17 protein-coding genes and 1 riboswitch are annotated in these 17,600 nt (G+C 62.1%); of the genes, 10 read left to right on the forward strand and 7 right to left on the reverse strand.

Annotated elements, in window-relative coordinates; all coding sequences use genetic code 11:
- Positions 1-10: 10 nt before the first annotated feature.
- The gene (locus AX768_RS28795) at positions 11-898 is read right to left on the reverse strand and encodes a DUF72 domain-containing protein (RefSeq protein ID WP_082779119.1); all 888 of its coding nucleotides are present in this window, start codon (positions 896-898) and stop codon (positions 11-13) included.
- Positions 899-1,234: 336 nt separating this feature from the next.
- On the opposite strand from AX768_RS28795, the gene pqqA reads away from it, so the two are divergent.
- The 5 genes from pqqA to pqqE all read left to right on the forward strand — a co-directional run bounded on the left by pqqA (position 1,235) and on the right by pqqE (position 4,574).
- Positions 1,235-1,309: a pyrroloquinoline quinone precursor peptide PqqA gene (gene pqqA, locus AX768_RS28800; RefSeq protein ID WP_062003749.1), complete on the forward strand. Its 75-nt coding sequence runs from the start codon at positions 1,235-1,237 to the stop codon at positions 1,307-1,309.
- A gap of 198 nt (positions 1,310-1,507) precedes the next feature.
- Positions 1,508-2,428, forward strand: a complete 921-nt coding sequence (gene pqqB / locus AX768_RS28805) for a pyrroloquinoline quinone biosynthesis protein PqqB (RefSeq protein ID WP_062003438.1) — start codon at positions 1,508-1,510, stop codon at positions 2,426-2,428.
- A gap of 30 nt (positions 2,429-2,458) precedes the next feature.
- Positions 2,459-3,184, forward strand: coding sequence for a pyrroloquinoline-quinone synthase PqqC (gene pqqC / locus AX768_RS28810; protein ID WP_086381248.1), 726 nt, complete (start codon positions 2,459-2,461; stop codon positions 3,182-3,184).
- The gene (gene pqqD, locus AX768_RS28815) at positions 3,181-3,453 is read left to right on the forward strand and encodes a pyrroloquinoline quinone biosynthesis peptide chaperone PqqD (RefSeq protein ID WP_062003440.1); all 273 of its coding nucleotides are present in this window, start codon (positions 3,181-3,183) and stop codon (positions 3,451-3,453) included. Before pqqC ends, pqqD begins: the two co-directional genes overlap by 4 nt.
- Positions 3,450-4,574, forward strand: coding sequence for a pyrroloquinoline quinone biosynthesis protein PqqE (gene pqqE, locus AX768_RS28820; RefSeq protein ID WP_231941578.1), 1,125 nt, complete (start codon positions 3,450-3,452; stop codon positions 4,572-4,574). Before pqqD ends, pqqE begins: the two co-directional genes overlap by 4 nt.
- An 11-nt stretch (positions 4,575-4,585) precedes the next feature.
- Here pqqE and mntP read toward each other — a convergent pair whose 3' ends face one another.
- Complete coding sequence (gene mntP / locus AX768_RS28825) at positions 4,586-5,155, reverse strand: manganese efflux pump MntP (RefSeq protein ID WP_062003750.1); 570 nt, start codon at positions 5,153-5,155, stop codon at positions 4,586-4,588.
- A gap of 15 nt (positions 5,156-5,170) precedes the next feature.
- Positions 5,171-5,350, reverse strand: a riboswitch (yybP-ykoY riboswitch).
- A 328-nt stretch (positions 5,351-5,678) separates the two neighbouring features.
- Between mntP and AX768_RS28830 the strand changes: the two genes are divergently transcribed.
- From AX768_RS28830 to AX768_RS28840, 3 genes are all read left to right on the forward strand, one after another.
- Positions 5,679-7,172: a sensor domain-containing diguanylate cyclase gene (locus AX768_RS28830; protein WP_062003442.1), complete on the forward strand. Its 1,494-nt coding sequence runs from the start codon at positions 5,679-5,681 to the stop codon at positions 7,170-7,172.
- 125 nt (positions 7,173-7,297) lie between these two features.
- Positions 7,298-7,885, forward strand: a complete 588-nt coding sequence (locus tag AX768_RS28835; RefSeq protein WP_062003443.1) for a transglycosylase SLT domain-containing protein — start codon at positions 7,298-7,300, stop codon at positions 7,883-7,885.
- A gap of 310 nt (positions 7,886-8,195) precedes the next feature.
- Positions 8,196-8,540, forward strand: a complete 345-nt coding sequence (locus AX768_RS28840; protein WP_062003444.1) for a hypothetical protein — start codon at positions 8,196-8,198, stop codon at positions 8,538-8,540.
- Between the two features lie 9 nt (positions 8,541-8,549).
- Here the strand turns inward: AX768_RS28840 and AX768_RS28845 are convergent, their stop codons facing one another.
- The 4 genes from AX768_RS28845 to AX768_RS28860 all read right to left on the reverse strand — a co-directional run bounded on the left by AX768_RS28845 (position 8,550) and on the right by AX768_RS28860 (position 12,858).
- Complete coding sequence (locus AX768_RS28845; RefSeq protein ID WP_062003445.1) at positions 8,550-10,715, reverse strand: hybrid sensor histidine kinase/response regulator; 2,166 nt, start codon at positions 10,713-10,715, stop codon at positions 8,550-8,552.
- A gap of 279 nt (positions 10,716-10,994) precedes the next feature.
- Entirely contained in the window at positions 10,995-11,348 is a 354-nt protein-coding gene (locus tag AX768_RS33385; RefSeq protein WP_062003446.1) for a hypothetical protein, read from the reverse strand.
- 266 nt (positions 11,349-11,614) lie between these two features.
- Positions 11,615-11,965, reverse strand: a complete 351-nt coding sequence (locus AX768_RS28855; protein WP_062003447.1) for a hypothetical protein — start codon at positions 11,963-11,965, stop codon at positions 11,615-11,617.
- 143 nt (positions 11,966-12,108) lie between these two features.
- Positions 12,109-12,858, reverse strand: a complete 750-nt coding sequence (locus AX768_RS28860; protein ID WP_062003448.1) for a response regulator — start codon at positions 12,856-12,858, stop codon at positions 12,109-12,111.
- Positions 12,859-13,105: 247 nt separating this feature from the next.
- Here AX768_RS28860 and AX768_RS28865 point away from each other — a divergent pair, with 247 nt between their 5' ends.
- A complete protein-coding gene (locus tag AX768_RS28865; protein WP_062003449.1) occupies positions 13,106-13,846 on the forward strand; it encodes a response regulator in 741 nt (246 codons plus the stop codon).
- A gap of 98 nt (positions 13,847-13,944) precedes the next feature.
- Positions 13,945-15,249, forward strand: a complete 1,305-nt coding sequence (locus tag AX768_RS28870) for an ATP-binding protein (RefSeq protein WP_082779121.1) — start codon at positions 13,945-13,947, stop codon at positions 15,247-15,249.
- Here the strand turns inward: AX768_RS28870 and AX768_RS28875 are convergent.
- Positions 15,236-17,461 carry a hybrid sensor histidine kinase/response regulator gene (locus AX768_RS28875; protein ID WP_062003450.1) on the reverse strand — a complete coding sequence of 742 codons (2,226 nt, stop codon included), beginning with the start codon at positions 17,459-17,461 and terminating at the stop codon, positions 15,236-15,238. The genes AX768_RS28870 and AX768_RS28875 overlap by 14 nt on opposite strands.
- Positions 17,462-17,600 lie beyond the last annotated feature (139 nt).

Raw genomic sequence — 17,600 nt, forward strand, 5'->3', positions numbered from 1 at the left:
CGCCTGCGTCTTATTTGCTCTTCAGCCGTTCGAGCAGCGCCATGGCCGCCGCCGGGTTATGCGCCTTGAAGCCGCTGATCACATAGAGATAGACATCGCGCGGGGTATCTTTCGGCGCGGCTTTCGCGACACTTTCGAGTCCCTTCGGCGTCGCACCCTGTGCCCAATCGCGCGCCCGCTTGGTCCACAAATCCAGAGCGGCGCTGTCATAACCTTGCGCCTCACCTTCGGTCGTCCCCATGATCCGCGCATAGACAAAGGGCGCGGTGACATCGGCGATCTGGGGGTAATCCGAATCTCCCGACATCACGATCGCCACCCCGTATTTGCGTGCGAGCGCGACGAACGCTTCGTCGCGAAAACTTTCGTGCCGTACCTCGACCGCGTGACGGATCGGATGGCCTTCGACTTTGGCGGGCAAAAGCTTGAGAAAACCCTCGAAGTCTTTTGGGTCGAACTGTTTGGTTGTGGCGAACTGCCAGTTGATCGGGCCGAGTTTGTCCTGCAGTTCGAGCACGCCGCTCGCAAGAAAACGCTCGACCGATTCGCCGGCTTCCGAGAGCACGCGCCGGTTTGTCGAAAAGCGCGGCGCCTTGAGCGAGAACACAAAATCGTCAGGCGTCTCGTCGCGCCACTTGGCGAATGTCGAAGGTTTCTGCGAGCCGTAGAAGGTGCCGTTGATTTCGATGGACGTCAGCTTCCCGCTCGCGTATTCGAGTTCGCGCTTTTGCACGAGGTCTTTCGGATAGAAGAGGCCGCGCCAAGGTTCAAATGTCCATCCCCCGATACCGACGCGAATGACCCCGCCATCCTTCGCAGGCTTTGCTGTTTTTGCGGTTTTTACCGGTGCGGTCTTTTTCGCCGCCGGCGTTTTCGCCGCTGTCTTTCGCGTCGCCATGTAATCTCCCTTGCCGTGAACGGATGCATTCCAGTGTAGCGAATCAGGGGATCGAACGCTTCAAGCCCAGCGCGCTCTCGAGACTCGCGAATATGGGGTTCACCCTGAGGCCGCAAGGGTTTGCGGCGTGGGACACTTTGCTGCATACCGCGACAGTCAGGCGCGCTTTCAGTTCTTTCGTTCCTCCGCCCTCACCCGCCGCGATGTAAGAAACGAACTTCAAACACGCAGCGTCGCTTTCGAACGCATTTCGGGCACGCTGCTTGCATCGAAGTAAGCTTGTTGGCGCATGCGTCGTGGCGCCGGCACCCGTTGGCTAACCTGATGGAGACGGCTATGAAATGGACGACCCCGAGCTTTACCGATATGCGCTTTGGTTTCGAAATCACGATGTATATCGCAACGCGTTAAGCGCTGCCGCCGCCGTCGGCTGTTGATGCCGGCGCGCGGCTTTAGCAGCGCTCCTGTCTCTCCCACAGCGTTCTTCGACTATCGGCTACTCGCCGACCTCACGTTGCTCACCGATCCCATCCCGCACCCTGCCTTCTTCGCCATCACGCGTGACGTCGATCATGCTCCCGGATGTCTTTTTCTAGAGGCACGCAGCCAATGAAAATCAAAGTGCTGGGCTCATCGGCGGGAGGCGGGTTTCCGCAATGGAACTGTAATTGCCGCAATTGCGCGGGGGTGCGTAGCGGTACGCTCGATGCAGAGTCGCGCACGCAGTCGTCGATCATCGTGAGTTCAACCGGCGACGACTGGCTGCTCGTCAATGCATCGCCGGATCTGCTCGCACAGATCGCGGCCCATCCGGAGTTGCAGCCGGCGCGCCGCCCGCGCGACAGCGGCATTGCGGCGGTCATCACCATGGACGCGCAGATCGATCATGTCACCGGTCTCCTGATGCTGCGCGAACGCGATACCCCGTTGCCCCTTTATGTCACCGACGCCGTGCTGCAAGACCTGAGCACGGGCTTGCCGGTTGTATCGATACTCGCGCATTACTGCGGCGTCGAACGCCACGCGGTCCCGCTTGATGGCGAGTCGTTCAGCATTCCCGCATTACCCGGAATCCGCATTGAAGCATTGCCGTTGTCGAGCAAGGCGCCGCCCTATTCGCCGCATCGCGCGGCGCCCCAACGTGGTGACAACATCGGGCTGACGTTCATCAACGAGGCGACTGGCAAGCGCGCGTTCTACGCGCCCGGACTCGGCGCGCTCGAACTCCACGTACTCGAAGCAATGAACGGCGCGGACCTGTTGCTGGTCGACGGCACCCTCTGGACGCCGGACGAAATGATCGAACTCGGCCTGTCGAAGAAGACCGCCGCCGACATGGGCCATCTTGCGCAAACGGGCCCAGGCGGCATGATCGAGGTGCTTGATTCGATCGAACGTGCGGGCGTGCGCAAGGTCCTCATTCACATCAACAACACGAATCCCATCTTGATCGAAGACGGTCCCGAACGGCAGCGGCTCGCCGAACACGGCATCGAAGTCGCCTTCGACGGAATGGCATTCGATCTTTGAACATGCATTAGCGCTTCGCAGGAGAAACATGTGAACGGCCCGAATCACGCAGATACGCAAGACGCCGGCAAAACTGCCTGGACCCGCGAAGAATTCGAGGCGCAACTTCGCGCGAAGGGCACGGCGTATCACATTCATCATCCGTTCAACGTCAAGATGAACGAAGGTGGTTGCTCGCGAGAACAGATTCGCGGCTGGGTGGCGAACCGGTTTTACTACCAGATCAACATCCCTCTGAAGGACGCGGCGGTCATGTCGAACTGTCCCGATCGGGAAACGCGGCGGCGCTGGGTGCTGCGCATTCTCGATCACGACGGTTACGGGGATGACGAAGGCGGCATAGAAACATGGGCACGCCTGGGCGACGCAGTCGGCCTCACGCGCGACGAACTCTGGTCGCTGGAACATGTGGCGCCCGGGGTGAAATTCGCCGTCGATGCCTACGTCAACTTCGCGCGCCGTGCGCCGTGGCAAGAAGCGGTGTGTTCATCGCTGACGGAAATTTTTGCGCCGCAAATCCACAAGGACCGGCTTGCGACATGGCCCACGTGTTATCCATGGATCGAAGCCGACGGCCTTACGTATTTCCGCTCGCGCATCTCGCTTGCACAGCGCGACGTCGAGCACGGCCTGCTAGTCACGCTAGACTACTTCAGGACACGCCAGCAGCAGGAACGCGCGCTCGAAATCCTGCAATTCAAGCTCGACATCTTGTGGTCGATGCTCGACGCCATCGAAAAGGCCTTTCCGCAATGACATCGCCAGCGCCAATGCTCAAGCTCAAGGGGATCTTCCGGCTGCAGTGGGAACCGGCGCAGGACGCGCATGTGCTGCTCTATCCTGAAGGCATGGTGAAGCTCAATCAGAGCGCCGGCGAGATCCTGAAGCGCTGCGACGGCACGCGCGATATCGACATGCTGATCGCCGACCTGGAGCAAGCGTTCAATACTCAGGATCTCGGCGGCGAAGTGAGGTTGTTCATCGCCGAAGCCGAGCGTCGTGGATGGCTGGAGGAAGCGACATGACCGCAAGCGTCATTGCCCCGCCGCTGTGGCTGCTCGCGGAACTGACCTATCGATGCCCGTTGCATTGCGCGTTCTGCTACAACCCCGTCAACTACACGGACCACAGCACTGAACTCACGACCGACCAGTGGATCGGCGTGCTGCGTGAAGCGCGTGCGCTCGGCGCGGCACAACTCGGCTTCTCCGGGGGCGAACCGCTGTTGCGCGATGACCTCGAAGTGCTCGTGCGCGAAGGACGGCAACTGGGTTTCTATACGAACCTGATCACATCGGGTATCGGTTTGACGGACAAGCGTCTCGACGCATTGAAGGACGCCGGCCTCGATCACATCCAGTTATCGTTCCAGGATTCCACGCAGGAGCTCAACGACTTTCTCAGCAGCACGCGCACGTTCGACCTGAAGAACCGTGTTGCAAGGTCGATCAAGGCGCATGGTTTCCCGATGGTGCTGAATTGCGTGCTCCATCGATACAACCTGCCGCACGTGGACAAGATCATCGACATGGCGCTCGCAATGGGCGCAGAATATCTGGAGCTCGCGAACACTCAATACTATGGCTGGGCCCATGCAAATCGCGCGCAACTGATGCCTACAGCCGAGCAACTAAAAGAAGCCGAAGCGGTGGTCGAGCGGTATCGGGAGAAGATCGGGCATCGCTGCAAGATCTACTTCGTCGTGCCCGACTACTTCGAGACGCGGCCGAAGAAATGCATGAACGGCTGGGGTTCGGTATTCCTCGGCGTGGCGCCCGATGGGGCCGCCTTGCCGTGTCACACCGCGCGTTCGCTTCCGGGCCTGACGTTCCCGAACGTCAAGGACACGTCCGTTCGCGAGATCTGGTACGAAAGCGATGCGTTCAACCGTTTTCGCGGCTTCGACTGGATGAAGGAGCCATGCCGAAGCTGCGAAGAGAAAACGATCGATGCAGGCGGTTGCCGCTGCCAGGCCTATTTGCTCACGGGCGACCCGGCCAACGCGGACCCGGTCTGCGATAAATCACCCCATCACGAGACGGTGATCAACGTGGTGCGGCAGGCTGCGGTACAACGCGAACCTGAAGAACATCCGATCATTTTCCGCAACGACAGCAACTCGCGCCGGCTGCGCTCGACCGTCTGAGAATAGACCGGTCAGCTCACATATCCGAGGTGCTCGGCCAGAATCACCGAGCCGATGGCGACCAGGATCAAGCCGCCCGCCACTTCCGCGCGTTGCCCAACCGCGCGGCCCAAGAAGCGTCCCACCATCACGCCGATGGTCACCATGATCAGCGTCGCAAGTCCGATGGTCGCAGCCGTAGAGAAAATATTCACATCGATAAAAGCGAGTCCCGCGCCCACCGCCATGGCATCGATGCTCGTTGCCAAGCCCGTCGCGGCGAGCAGCCAGAAACCGTGGCGCACGGGTTTTTCGGCCTCGGGCGTGGGCGTGCTGAACCCAGAGCGAATCATGCGCAACCCGAGCACGAGCAAGAGCCCGAAGGCAATCCAGTGATCCCACGACATGACGTACGGGGCCGCGGCCTTGCCGAGCGCCCAGCCGACGAGCGGCGTGATCGCCTCGATGACGCCAAAGATCAGGCCGGTGCGCAGCGCCTCGCGCATACGCGGACGGCGCAACGTCGCGCCTTTGCCGACAGCGGCGGCGAAGGCGTCCGTCGACATGGCGAAGGCGAGCAGGATGGTGGAAGCGATATTCATGGGGACAATGATCATGTTCGGGTCGGGACAGGAACATACGATGTCTCGCCGAGCCCGACCGGTCGCGGCATTACATCGATGGTCTTGCCAACCAGAATACAGATCGGTTGCTCATGCCACGGTTCGATCGAACCAAGCGTGTTGACATGAGCGCTTCCAATGGCTGGAAGCCGGCTACTCCCCAAGGACGGACAAAGGCTATCACGTTCGAAATGAATTTGTAATCTTCTCCGGGTTTTTTTAGCGTCCGTACATCAGGCACAGCCGATGCGCCTCCGCTCTGGTTGACCACCACCACGCGTTTTCCGCGACGTCCTGGCCCGTACAAGGTGGCCAGCCCAGATCCGCGCCTTCGATCCGATACAGCCGCGATGCCAATCACGATATCCATGCTGACGACTGAAAGCCCTCCCGGCGCAAAACCGTCTGCACGCCGGACGAGGCGCGCGCCATGAGATCCGGCCTGCCACCTGGAACAGCTTCGCGAAAGCGCCGCGGCCGGTATCGATGGACAGCGCTCAGCATGGCAAATTCCCTGTCACGCTATCCGCTCCTTGCCGGGATTGCCGGAACTGCCGTTGCGGTCGTCATGGCAGGCTTGTCGATCGCCACGTTGTACCAGGGCCGCGAAGAAGCACTGAGCCACGCCCGGGAGACGTCGGCCAATCTGGTGTCGATCATTGGCGGCGATATTGCCCGCAACGTCGAAATCTACGATCTGTCGCTTCGCGCCGTGGTCGATGGCGCGCAGGACGCGAGCATCATGGTGCTCCCGCTCAATCTGCGCCGCCGGATTCTCTTCGACCGCGCGACCACGGCGGCATACATAGGCGGCAGCTACGTTATCGATGCCCGCGGCCGCGTCATCATAAAAGAAAACCCCACGGCCACGCCGCCCGAAACCTTCGCCGAGCGCGAATATTTCCTTGCCCATCGAAACAACCCATCGGTCGGCTTGTTTTTCTCGCATCCCTACTTGACCCACGCGAACGGCGCGGCGATCGGCATGAGCCGGCGTATCAACGCGCCCGACGGATCGTTTGCCGGCATTGCGTTGCTGACCGTGAACCTCCAGTATTTCCGTTCGCTCCTGGACAAGATCGAAGTCGGCCCGAAGGGATCGATTTTTATCGTTCAGGACGATGGCGCGTTGATCGTACGAAAGCCCTTCCTCGGCGAGGATATCAATCGCAACGTCGCCGGCTCAGCCACGTTCGCCCGCATGACGCATACAAGCTCAGGGTCATACGTGGCGAAATCGCCTGTTGATGGGGTCGAGCGCATCTTCACGTTCGCGCACGTGCCAGGCACGCCGTTTATCGTGGGCGTGGCGCCCGCGCAGGAAGATGTGCTCGAAACGTGGCGCGCGCGCAGCACCGTGGTCGGCGTGCTGACGCTGCTGTTCGGGCTGAGTTTTATCGCGCTGTCGTGGCTTTTGACGCTGTCGTTGCGGGAACGGGCGCGCGCGCAGGAAGAGCTCGTGCGGCTCGCGGGCACCGACGCGCTGACCGGCCTGCCCAACCGGCGCGCCTTCGACGAGCGCATGGACGAGGAATGGCGGCGCGCACGACGCAGCAACACGGCGGTATCGGTGTTGTTCATCGACGTGGACTACTTCAAGGCCTACAACGACAACTACGGCCACGCTCTCGGCGACGACGCGCTGGCGGCGGTCGCGGAATGCATCGCGCTGTCGGTGCGTCGGCCCGGCGACATTCCAGCGCGTTACGGCGGCGAAGAGTTCGTCGTCCTTCTCCCCGATACCCAGATCGACGGCGCGCTTCATCTGGCCGAGACGATCCGTGCGCGCATCAGGACGCGTTCGATTGCGCATCGGGGGAGTCTGATCGGGCGGCTGACGGTGAGCATCGGCTGCGCCACGGCCGCGCCGCCGGGGCTCGGCGGCGCTTACGGCCTGCTCAGCGACGCGGATCAACAGCTCTACGAAGCCAAGGCCGCGGGCCGCGATTGCGTCCGCCCGATGACGCTCGCGAGCGTCGAAATCGCGCAGTCTTGAAGCACGACGCGCGCCGCGCTCGTTCGGCCAATCCTCTGCGTAATTCGCCATTTCGACCAAGCGCATGATTTGCAAGGTTTTTTTCCATCGGTATAATGCGACCTTCTCTCCGATGGCGCCCCTCCATGAGCCGACTACTCTTCCTGCTGACGCTGACCTTCAGTTTGTCGCTCGGCGCGATGCACGACGCCACGGCTCAGGAACGTTCCTTGGAGACGACCGCAGCGGTCATGGATCAAAAACTCGCCGCAAGCGAAGCCGATGCCGACGCCCAGGCAAAGCACCAGGTTTCCCGTCTCATCTCGCAGAAATTCGGCGTTGCGCGTGCGAAGGCCGAGCAGATTTCGGCGGCGGTGATGTCGGCGGCATCGAAATATTCACTTCCCCCCGCGCTTTTACTCGCGATCATCTCGATCGAATCCCGCTTCAAGGAAAACGCGCGCGGCGCGAATGGCGCAACCGGATTGATGCAGGTCGTGCCGTCTGCGCACAAGAAACTGGTGCGCAATATCGACCTGACGGAAGCCGATGCCAACATTGAAGCCGGGTCCGCAATTCTGCATGGTTACGTGCAGTCGGCACGCGGTGACGTGGATGCCGCGCTGAAAAGCTACGGCGGATCGAAAGCGTACGCCGAAAAAGTTGGTCTTCAGGTCAAAAAGATCTCGTCCCAGTTCGATGCCGAGCCCGCTGGCGCTCAGGCGGGATATTGATCGCCCCAAATAAGCAGACGTAACACTTCATCGTTGGCAACTCCGGTCCGCCCTTTCGGACCGTTTCTTGCTGCAGCTCTCTCCTGATTCCGCTTTTTATCGAAGACTGAACGCCGCAACAGCGGCGCAGTGCCTTACGCCTTCGATTCCCCGATGCGTCAACGGTCGGCATACCGATCGCCTCATCTCCGAGGAAGCCGTGACCAGACGCCCGTTCGAAGCAAACCATGAGCAGTTCGCCCTTTGGAACCCTAAACGTGCGCCCCTTTTCAGGGACGTGCGGCGCGTCGTCATTGCCCATCGAGATCCAATGATTGGCGAGTCATTCGTGCTGCTGCTGGGCCTGAAGGGCATGGCCGCCCAACACGTGACGACTCTTGAGGCGCTGGCCGGGCTGATCGATACATGGCGTCCGCAGGCGCTGATGATCGATACACGGCTGACCCTGGCTGGTAACACCGGCTTCGTTCGCACCCTCAGTCTCGACTCCGCGCACATTCGAACGTTATTGCTCGCCATGAGCAATTTCCTGCCGGAAGACGTGGTGAAGGACTTGCAGGCGGCCGGCTACGACGGCCATTGCCGGCGCCCGTGCGCAATGTGGCAAGTCTCGGAATTGCTCAGCGAATTTTTTTCATCGGCGGCCCCGCGCTGAGTTGCGGTATCAACCCTGCACAAGTTCACGCAATTCGTCGATATTGAACGGCTTCGCCAGAATGGTCACGCCCGTGTGCCGCGCGCGCTCGAATTCATCGGCATAACCGGTCATCAGCACGATCCGCTGCGCGGGCCACGTGCCGCGCACTTTCTCCGCCAGGTCGATGCCGTTGAGCCGCCCAGGCATCTGTATATCCGATAACACCAGGTCGAAGCGTCCACCTTCGTTGAGGACGTCGAAGGCTTTGTCGGCGGTGAGTTCGTGGCGCACATCGCAGCCGAACGTGGCGAGCACCGCCGCGACGCCTGCGGCGACTTCCTCGTTGTCCTCGACCAGCAGGACCGAACCCGGGCCTTGCGTTGTCTCGGGCTTCGGCAGCGCCGGGCCGCAAGCGTCCGCGTCAGGATCATCCGGCGGCACTTGCGGCGCAATGTTCCAGCGCGGCAAATAGAGCCGCACGGTCGTGCCGCGTCCGGGAACGCTGTCGAGCCGCGCCGTGCCGCCCGCCTGCTCGCACGCCGCCAGCACTTGAGCGAGCCCGAGGCCCGTGCCCGCGCCGCTCAGCTTGGTCGTGAAAAGAGGCTCGAACGCGCGGCGGGCGGTGACATCGTTCATGCCTTCGCCGGTGTCGGTAAAGGCCAGCAGCGCATATTCGCCGTCGGCCAGGACGTTATCGGCAGTGACCCGCACGTTCTGGCAGCGGATCGCGAAACGGCCGCCGTGCGGCATGGCATCGCGTGCGTTGACCGCAATATTGATGATCGCGAATTCGAGTTCCGTGGCGTCGGCGCGAACGCCCCACATGTCGGGCGAAACCTGCACCTTGACCTGAATCTTCTCGCCGACCGCCGTTTCGATCAGCCCGGCCGCAGCGGGCAGCCACGTGGTGAGATCGATGGCTTCCTGCTTGAGCGGCTGCTTGCGGGCAACGCTGAGCAAACGCCGGGCGAGCGCTTCGGCGCCCGCAGTCGCGCGTTCCACCGCCAGCACTTCCCGTTCGAGCCCGTTGAAGTTCTTGCGCCGCGCCAACTCCATGTTCGCCGATACCACCATCAGCAAGTTGTTGAAGTCGTGCGCCACGTTCGCGACCAGATTGCCGAGCGCGCCCATGCGCCGCAGTTGCCGGCTCGACGCTTCCGCCGAAAGCCGCATGGCCACTTCCGCCTGCCAACGTTCCCATGCGGATTGCTGCGAGCGCAACTGGCGCAGCGAGAACAACACGAGCAACCAGACCGCGATGCACGGCACGGCCGTGATCACCGCGATCAGCGCGTAATGCCGGCGCCAGTTCGCAAAGATGACGGACGTCGGAAAACCGCTTGCCACGTATAGCGGATAGTCGCCCACTCGCCGGAAAGCCAGGATCCGTTCGACACCGTCCACGCTCGAATTCACCCGCACGCGCCCGAACAATTCATTGCTGCGCATGGCCGACGTGAACGCTGAGTTTCGAGCGTGGGACACGTTGGAAGGACCCGGCGGTTCGCGCACGAGAATGCCGCCGTCGCGCCGGTAAAGGCCCACGGTCACGCCCGGATCGCCGTTCGATAAATCGTTGTAGAAGCTTGAGAAATATTCGCGCTTCAGCGCGATCGATACCAATCCGAGGAAATGTCCGTCGCTCGCGCTGCGCCCGACGCTCGTCGTAAATACATCGCTCTGGGCAATCTTGCCCACGAGCGGAAGCGAAAAATACGGTTCCGGACGAATGGCGCGGCCATTAACGAAGTCATCGCGTGTACCAATGGAAATTGACGGTACCGGATAAAAGCGGTTGCTCGCCAGCATGTCGCCCGTAGCGCCGAAAACGGTGATTCCGGCGACGTGCGCGAAAGATTCGCCTATCTCGCTCAGGCGTTCGTGAATCGGCTTCTGGTTTGCATGGATGCGGGCATCGTCGCTGTTGCCGAGCATCTCCACGACGCGCATCGACATCTGGCGGTTCAGGTCGAGCACCTTGCTCGCATGTTCGTCGGCGACGCGTGCGATGCGGTCGGCGATATCGTCGGCATCTTCCATGCGGCGCTGGTAATCGTAATAACCGTAGCCGAGCAGAAACGCGACCGGAAACAGAATCGATGCCGCCAGCACCATCAGCAAGATCCGCCGCGTTCCGGCGAAATTGCGCAAGGGCAAGGGCAAGTCCAGTGCCGAGGAATCCGACGAATGCAAGGCGCGAAGTCTCCAAATCGGGTAACCCGGTCGTCCGGCGAGCAGGTCGCATGAGCGTATGACCCGGCATCGGGTTACGTCAATAGCGTCCTGAAGCCGGGCGACGGAAAGCTGGATAACCAGCCGAACGCGCGCGGGGCAAGGCTCTTGCGTGCTTTGTATTATGTGCCGGAAATAACAGGGGCGTGCGTAGGCAAACACGTTCAGCGATACGGCGGACAAAAAAGAGCCGGCTACATCGATCGATGCAACCGGCCACCTTCATGCCTGAACACCTGCTTACTGCGGTTTCGACATGGCGCCGCCATTAGGCGCCGCAACGTTGCCGTTGTTGTTCGTGCTGCTGCCGTTGGCTTTCATGTTCGGCGTGGTGCCCGTTCCCGTGCCCATGCCACCGCCGGTTGCGGTGCTGCCCGGCGCTGCGCCCATGCCGGCACCGTTCGCGCCGCCCGAATTCGCGCCGCCCATGCCGCCTCCGCCGCCGACACCCGCGCCGTTACCGCCGGCTCCGCCTGCAGCGCCACCGCCGCCACCGGCGCCTGCACCACCGCCACCGCCCGCCTGAGCGTACACGCCGCCCGACAAGCCAAGGACAAGAGCCGATACCAAAATTTTCTTGGATATATGTTTCATTGCAGCCTCCTGGAAATTCCATTGATTGCGTTGCGAAGGACAATGTCGCAACGCCCGCCCTTCCTGTACTGCAAACGGCGTGCCGCTCAAGCACTTATTTGATGGGCGGTAAGCCTTGCCAGACGGGCATCCAGGCGATTACTGAGGGCGCGGCACTTGTGACCTTGCCCTGCGTGGACAAGGTATCGTCAAAGGGCTTTTAGAGGCGCAAAACAAAAACCGGGCATCGTGCCCGGTCTTCGGTCCAACATTCCGATACCCCGTTATTACCAACCTTGTTGTTGCTGGTAGTAACCGCGCTGGGGCGGCGGAGCGCACGGCACATAGGCACCGCGATAATTGTCGTAGCACGATCCCGGCGGCGGGCCCGGCTGTGCATAAACCGGTTGCGCATAAACCGGCTGATAAGCGGGTTGAGCGTAGACCGGCGGGGCATAAACAGGCGCTGCGTACACCGGCTGCGCCGTGACGGCAGACCCGACCAGTGCCCCAATCACTGCACCACCCAGCAATGCGCCGACTACGGCGCCGCCATTTCCGCCGTGATCGTGTGCGGACGCCTGACCTGCCATTGTGAGCGTACCGGCCATCAACAAGACTGCTGCAACGCGTTTCATTTGAGTTCTCCAGATCCCGTGGTCGGGACTATGGAAATGATCTTATGCGGGCAGCGAAGAAATAACTGATGCAGTTGGTAACGGATCATTTCAGCGGATACATATAGGAATGCCCCGCTTTGCAGTCCCGCTATACAGCCTTTTCACCCTTCAGTCGATGCCCGCCTTAGCGCCCGCTCGACCGCGCCGGTCTCGCCCTGCGGGACGAAGATATAACCCTGGCCCCAGACGGTCTGCACGTAGCGCGGGTCGGAGGGATCGGCTTCAAGTAGGCGGCGCAAGCGCCAGATGGATACATCCAGGCTGCGGTCGCGATAAGTCCCGGCCTGTCCGCGCAGCTTTTCATTCAACTGCGCGCGCGTGAGAACGACCATCTCGTTCTTGACGAAGATCTTGAGTGTTGCAAATTCGCCCGATCGCAGCGGCACGCGCTGGCCGTTGTGGCGCAGCTCGCGCGCAGCGAAATCCACTTCATACGGACCGAACCGGTACGGCGGCCGGTCTTCCGGCGCGCCCGGCGACGCTGCATCACGCCGCCTCAAGACTGTTCGGATGCGTGCGAGCAATTCGCGCGGATCGAAGGGTTTGGCCAGATAATCGTCTGCGCCCAGTTCCAGGCCGATCACGCGATCGATCACATCGGAACGCGCAGTCAGGAAGATGACGGGAATATCGTCGCCGGCTGCGCGCAGGTCGCGCAACGCGCTGATGCCATCCTGCTCGGGCATCATGACGTCGAGCACGACGATGGACGGCCGTTCTGCGTCGAGACGGCGCTTGAGGCCCGTACCGTCGTGCATTACCGATACCGCGAGGCCATGGCCTTGCAGGAATTCCCGCACGAGGTCGCGCACTACGGGGTCGTCGTCGACGAGAAGAACGTGTTGGGTCATGCAGCGATTCTAAGACGCGCAATATGACTTTCGCGACAGGGATTCCTTTCCGCGCCTTTCATCGGATTGCACGAGGAGCGATGGCTCGCGTGCCTCAGACGAAATCGGCGAGCCGCGCCGGCCAAGCCTCCGAGCCGGCAATGCGCGCAAAACGACGGTTTTCCCGGCGGCGTCGCGTAAGAATCCGTAACCATGCAAAGGTCACGGAAAAGCCGCATCCTTATCCTGCACAGCTAAAATTTCCCGCATGACTACATCGGTATTGATCGTCGACGACGACCCGGCAGTGTGCGACCTGCTGAGCCGTTTCCTGATTACGCGCGGGCTGGAAGTCACTGTCCTGCACGACGGCACCGCCTTGCGCCGGAGGCTGGAAGTCGAACGGCCGTCCATTGTGGTCCTTGACATCATGATGCCCGGCGTCGACGGCCTCACCGCGTTGCGCCAGGTCCGCGCCGCCGGGGACGACATTCCAGTCATCTTCGTCACTGCACGCGACAGCGTGACGGAGAAAGTGGAAGGCCTGGAACTCGGTGCCGACGATTACCTTTCCAAACCCTTCGATCCGCGCGAGTTGCTTGCCCGAATAGATACGGTTTTGCGGCGGCGCGCGCCTGCGTCCTCGGCGCGTCCCGAAACCCGCGCCAGCGAGCGTTTCGGCCGCTTCGAGCTCGACTTCGTCACGCGCGCGCTGTTGAGCGGCACCGAGCGCATTGCGTTGCGCGACAGCGAATTTGCGTTGCTCAAGGTACTGGTCAAGCATCCGTACAAGGTATTGTCGCGCGTGCTGATTCACGATCTCGTGCATCGTGACGATGCAACCTTCAACGACCGCAGCCTCGACGTTCCCATCTGGCGCTTGCGCAGGATCATCGAAGAAGATCCGGCGAGTCCGCGCCATGTCCAGACCGTGCGTGGCCAGGGCTACGTGTTCATCCCCGATCCCGATGGAGTCCGCGACCGCCCCGATCGTGCAGCGCCGGTATGAAGATCTTCGGCTTTCCTGCCCGGGGCTTTTCCGCCCGAGGCTTTCCTGCCCGAGGCTCCTCTGCCCGGAGCAACCCGTTCAACTCGCTGTTCGGGCGCATGGCGCTCATTTCACTGGTCGTGCTCTTTGCCGTGCAGGCCTGCTGGTTCGCGGTACTGACCGTGCAGCGTCCCCATCACGATGCCGAAGGTTACGCACGCGGCCTGACGCTCGTGCTGGCCGCCGCGAACGACGACGCGCGCCAGGGCGTGCGGATAGCGCCCGCGCTGAACGCGAAGCTCGTATTGGCCGCGAATCTTCCTGAAGGCGTCGCGTTGCGCGAACCGGATCATGGTCCGATCGTGCATTTGCTGCGCGAGCTGCGCAACCTGCTGCCGCGCGGCGCACAGATTGCTGTCGATGGCCCGAATCATTCGCCGCGTCTCTGGGTGCGTTATCCCGACAATCCCAACTGGATCGTGACGCCCGTGGACTTGCCGGCGGCGCCGCCGATTCTGATCGAATCCGTGGGGATGTTGCTGGCAGCCGTGATCCTTTCGCTGGTCGCCGCATGGCAATTGCAGCGGCCGTTGTCGCGTGTCGCGCAAAGCGCGCGGCAGTTCGGAACGGGCGAGCGGCCGGTGCCCGTTGAAGAACGCGGACCGCGCGAATTGCGCGACCTGATTCGCGCATTCAACCAGATGATGCGGCAGATCAACGACGCCGACGACGAAAAAGCCGTGATGCTGGCGGGCATCGCGCACGATCTGAAAGCGCCGCTCACACGCTTGAAACTGCGGGCGAGCGTGCTTGTCGACGACGACGCCGAGCGCGCGCATTTCATCCGCGATATCGATTCGCTGACGCGGATCGTGCAGCAGTTTCTGGAGTTCGCGGCAAGCACGCCGTCGGTGGGTCCGGCGGTCGGCGTGGACGGCTTCCTGGCGGAACAATTCGCGCAGGACGAGGCCGGCGAAGACGCGTTGTTCCGGCTCGAGCTGCTGGCGGGGGACGGATTCAGGTTGCCGCGGACATCGCTTGACCGGTTGGTGACGAATCTCGTGGATAACGCGCTGGAACACGGCGCACCGCCCGTCGATATCAGCACATCCCGCCGCGGCAATGAATGGGTGATCACTGTACGCGACTACGGCGGCGGCATCCCGCCGGAGCGTCTGAGCGATGCCCGCAAGCCCTTCGTGCGGCTTGATCCGGCGCGCGCCGGAGACGGCCATTGCGGACTCGGCCTGGCGATAGTCGGACGCCTCGCACGCGAACTCGGCGGCCGGTGCGAGATCAGCAACGGGCCGGAACACGGACTGATGGTGCGGATCGTGGTGCCGGTTGCGGCCGACTATTCGGATGCAGGCGGCAGCGCGCCGACGCAAACCACGCGCACGCCGCAACCCGTCATGGCTTCTTGAACACGGCCTGTTCGAGTTGATCGAAGTTGAAGGGTTTGGCCAGCAATGTCGCATCGCTCAAGTCACTGCCGAGTTCCGATGCAATGCTCGCGCCATAACCCGATGCCAGCACCACTCGCACGCGCGGCTGCAATCGCCTCGCAGCGCGCGCCAAGTCGAGGCCCGACATGCCGGGCATACGGACATCGGTGAGTAGGACATCGAAAGTCTGATTGCCGATCAGATCGAGCGCAGCCCGAGCGCTGTCCACCGCGTGGACCTGCGCGTCGAGCAGTTCCAGCAACTCCCGCGTGGCCTCGCGCGTGTTGATATCGTCTTCCACGACCAGGACGCGTAACGCCTGCGGGCCGGCTGGTTCCTCAGGGTGCGCCTGAATGGGCGGCTGGCTTTGTTCCGTGCGCAGCATCGAACGCACCTTGCGTGCGAGCGCATCCCGCCTGTACGGCTTGCTGATCAGCGCCACGCCTGCGTCGAGCCGGCCGCCGTGGACAATCGCATTTTCCGTGTAGCCGGAGGTGAACAAGACTTCCAGCGACGGCAGCATCTCGCGCGCACGACGCGCCATATCGACGCTGCGTAGCGGTCCGGGCATTACCACGTCGCTGAAAAGCAGGTCGACGTGAACGCCGCTTTCGAGCACGTTCAGCGCGCTCTGGGCATCGGCGGATTTCAGGACGTTGTAGCCGAGTTCGGTCAAGGTGTCGACAACCGTTGCGCGCACGTTCGGGTCGTCTTCCACGACCAGGATCGTTTCCGTGCCACCCGTGACCGGTTCGTGCAAGGTCTCCACGCGGTGCGCTTCTTCTTCCATCGATCGTGGAAGGTAGAGCTTGACCGTCGTGCCCTCGCCCGGTTCGCTGTAAAGCTTGATGTGGCCGCCGGTCTGTTTCATGAAACCGTACGCCATGCTCAAACCCAGTCCCGTGCCGCGGCCTTCCGGCTTGGTCGTGTAGAAAGGCTCGAAGGCCCGCGCAATAACCTCGGGCGCCATGCCGGTACCCGTGTCGGATACAGCGATCATCACGTACTGGCCGCTGCGCAGGTCGTCGTAATGGCGCGTGTACTCGTCATCGAGCATCGCGTTGCCGGCTTCTATGGTGAGGCGCCCGGCGCCGTCCATGGCATCGCGTGCGTTGATGGCCAGGTTGACGATCACGTTCTGCAGATGATTCGGATCGGCGAGCGTATTCCACAGGCCGCCCGACACCACCGTCTCCAGCTCGATGGTCTCGCCCAGCACGCGGCGCAACATGTCGTCCGAGCTGCGCAACAACCGCGCGACGTCCAGCGCCACCGGTTCGAGCGGCTGGCGCCGCGCGAACGCCAGCAATTGCGAAGCGAGTTTCGCGCCGCGTTCGACTGCTTCGTGTGCGGCAGCGAGCCGCCGCGTCAAGGACTCGTGACCCTCGGCGTCCTGCGCAGCAAGCTGCAGATTGCCGCCAATGACTTGCAGCACGTTGTTGAAATCGTGCGCCACGCCGCCGGTCAGCTTGCCGACCGCGTCCATTTTCTGCGACTGGGCGAGCACCGCAGCGGTCTCGCGGCGTTCGGATTCGCTTACGCGCAGCGCGGCAGTGGCTTCATCGATACGCTGTTCCAGCGTCTCTTTGTGCAGCTCAAGCGCTTCGCTGAGACGTTTTTGCTCCTGCAGCGCCGTGTCGAGCGAACGCAGGTTGAGCACGCGCGCAGTGATATCGCGGGAAATCGATACAAGCCATTCCACGCCCGTCGGACCGTTGACGGGTGAAACCGTCACCTCCCAGTACTTCGGCGTGCCTTTGGCTGTCGGACAAAGCGCTTCGAAGCGGGAATGCCGCCCCTGCAGCGCGTTGCTGATGGCATCGCTCAACAAGACGCGCGATTCTGCCGGCCACAACGATACCCACGACTTGCCCTTGAACGGCGCGAAGTCATCGATTTCCATCAGGCAGATGCCGTTCGCGTTCATGAACTCGAGCGTGCCGTCGGGTTTCACGATCTTGATGCAATCGGTGCTGCCGTTGAGGACGCTCAGGAAAAACGGGTCGGAATTAGGCGCGGCGTCGAGGGCCGGGGCGGTGGTCACGCCGGGTTCAGGCTCCGCCGGTTGCGGACCGAGGGGGAAACCGAACGGTACGTCGGCGCGCGCGGTGGGTTCGGGCGCCGGGAAGCAGTGTGCACCCGTATCGTCGAGACGTGCGATCGCGGAATCGGGGCTAACGGGGTCGGTCATGAATCGGGCACAGGCGAGGGGAAACGGCATGACAGCGCAAAGCTAGAGTGATGTATGCGCTGGGCGTAATCGCTAGTTGCAAGCAAACAACGCGCCAGTGGGCCTATCCACGATGTTTATCGTTGCGGAGGCTGTGGAG

Source organism: Burkholderia sp. PAMC 28687 (genome assembly GCF_001577465.1).
GTDB lineage: Bacteria > Pseudomonadota > Gammaproteobacteria > Burkholderiales > Burkholderiaceae > Caballeronia.

Bases quoted from the DNA above. Each gene is read 5' to 3' on its own strand.
- pqqD (WP_062003440.1), top strand. From the start codon at position 3,181: ATGACATCGCCAGCGCCAATGCTCAAGCTCAAGGGGATCTTCCGGCTG.
- AX768_RS28875 (WP_062003450.1), bottom strand. From the start codon at position 17,461: ATGACCGACCCCGTTAGCCCCGATTCCGCGATCGCACGTCTCGACGAT.
- AX768_RS28855 (WP_062003447.1), bottom strand. From the start codon at position 11,965: ATGAAACGCGTTGCAGCAGTCTTGTTGATGGCCGGTACGCTCACAATG.
- AX768_RS33385 (WP_062003446.1), bottom strand. From the start codon at position 11,348: ATGAAACATATATCCAAGAAAATTTTGGTATCGGCTCTTGTCCTTGGC.
- AX768_RS28835 (WP_062003443.1), top strand. From the start codon at position 7,298: ATGAGCCGACTACTCTTCCTGCTGACGCTGACCTTCAGTTTGTCGCTC.
- AX768_RS28830 (WP_062003442.1), top strand. From the start codon at position 5,679: ATGGCAAATTCCCTGTCACGCTATCCGCTCCTTGCCGGGATTGCCGGA.
- AX768_RS28870 (WP_082779121.1), top strand. From the start codon at position 13,945: ATGGCGCTCATTTCACTGGTCGTGCTCTTTGCCGTGCAGGCCTGCTGG.
- AX768_RS28860 (WP_062003448.1), bottom strand. From the start codon at position 12,858: ATGACCCAACACGTTCTTCTCGTCGACGACGACCCCGTAGTGCGCGAC.
- mntP (WP_062003750.1), bottom strand. From the start codon at position 5,155: ATGAATATCGCTTCCACCATCCTGCTCGCCTTCGCCATGTCGACGGAC.
- pqqB (WP_062003438.1), top strand. From the start codon at position 1,508: ATGAAAATCAAAGTGCTGGGCTCATCGGCGGGAGGCGGGTTTCCGCAA.
- pqqE (WP_231941578.1), top strand. From the start codon at position 3,450: ATGACCGCAAGCGTCATTGCCCCGCCGCTGTGGCTGCTCGCGGAACTG.
- AX768_RS28840 (WP_062003444.1), top strand. From the start codon at position 8,196: ATGATTGGCGAGTCATTCGTGCTGCTGCTGGGCCTGAAGGGCATGGCC.
- AX768_RS28795 (WP_082779119.1), bottom strand. From the start codon at position 898: ATGGCGACGCGAAAGACAGCGGCGAAAACGCCGGCGGCGAAAAAGACC.
- AX768_RS28865 (WP_062003449.1), top strand. From the start codon at position 13,106: ATGACTACATCGGTATTGATCGTCGACGACGACCCGGCAGTGTGCGAC.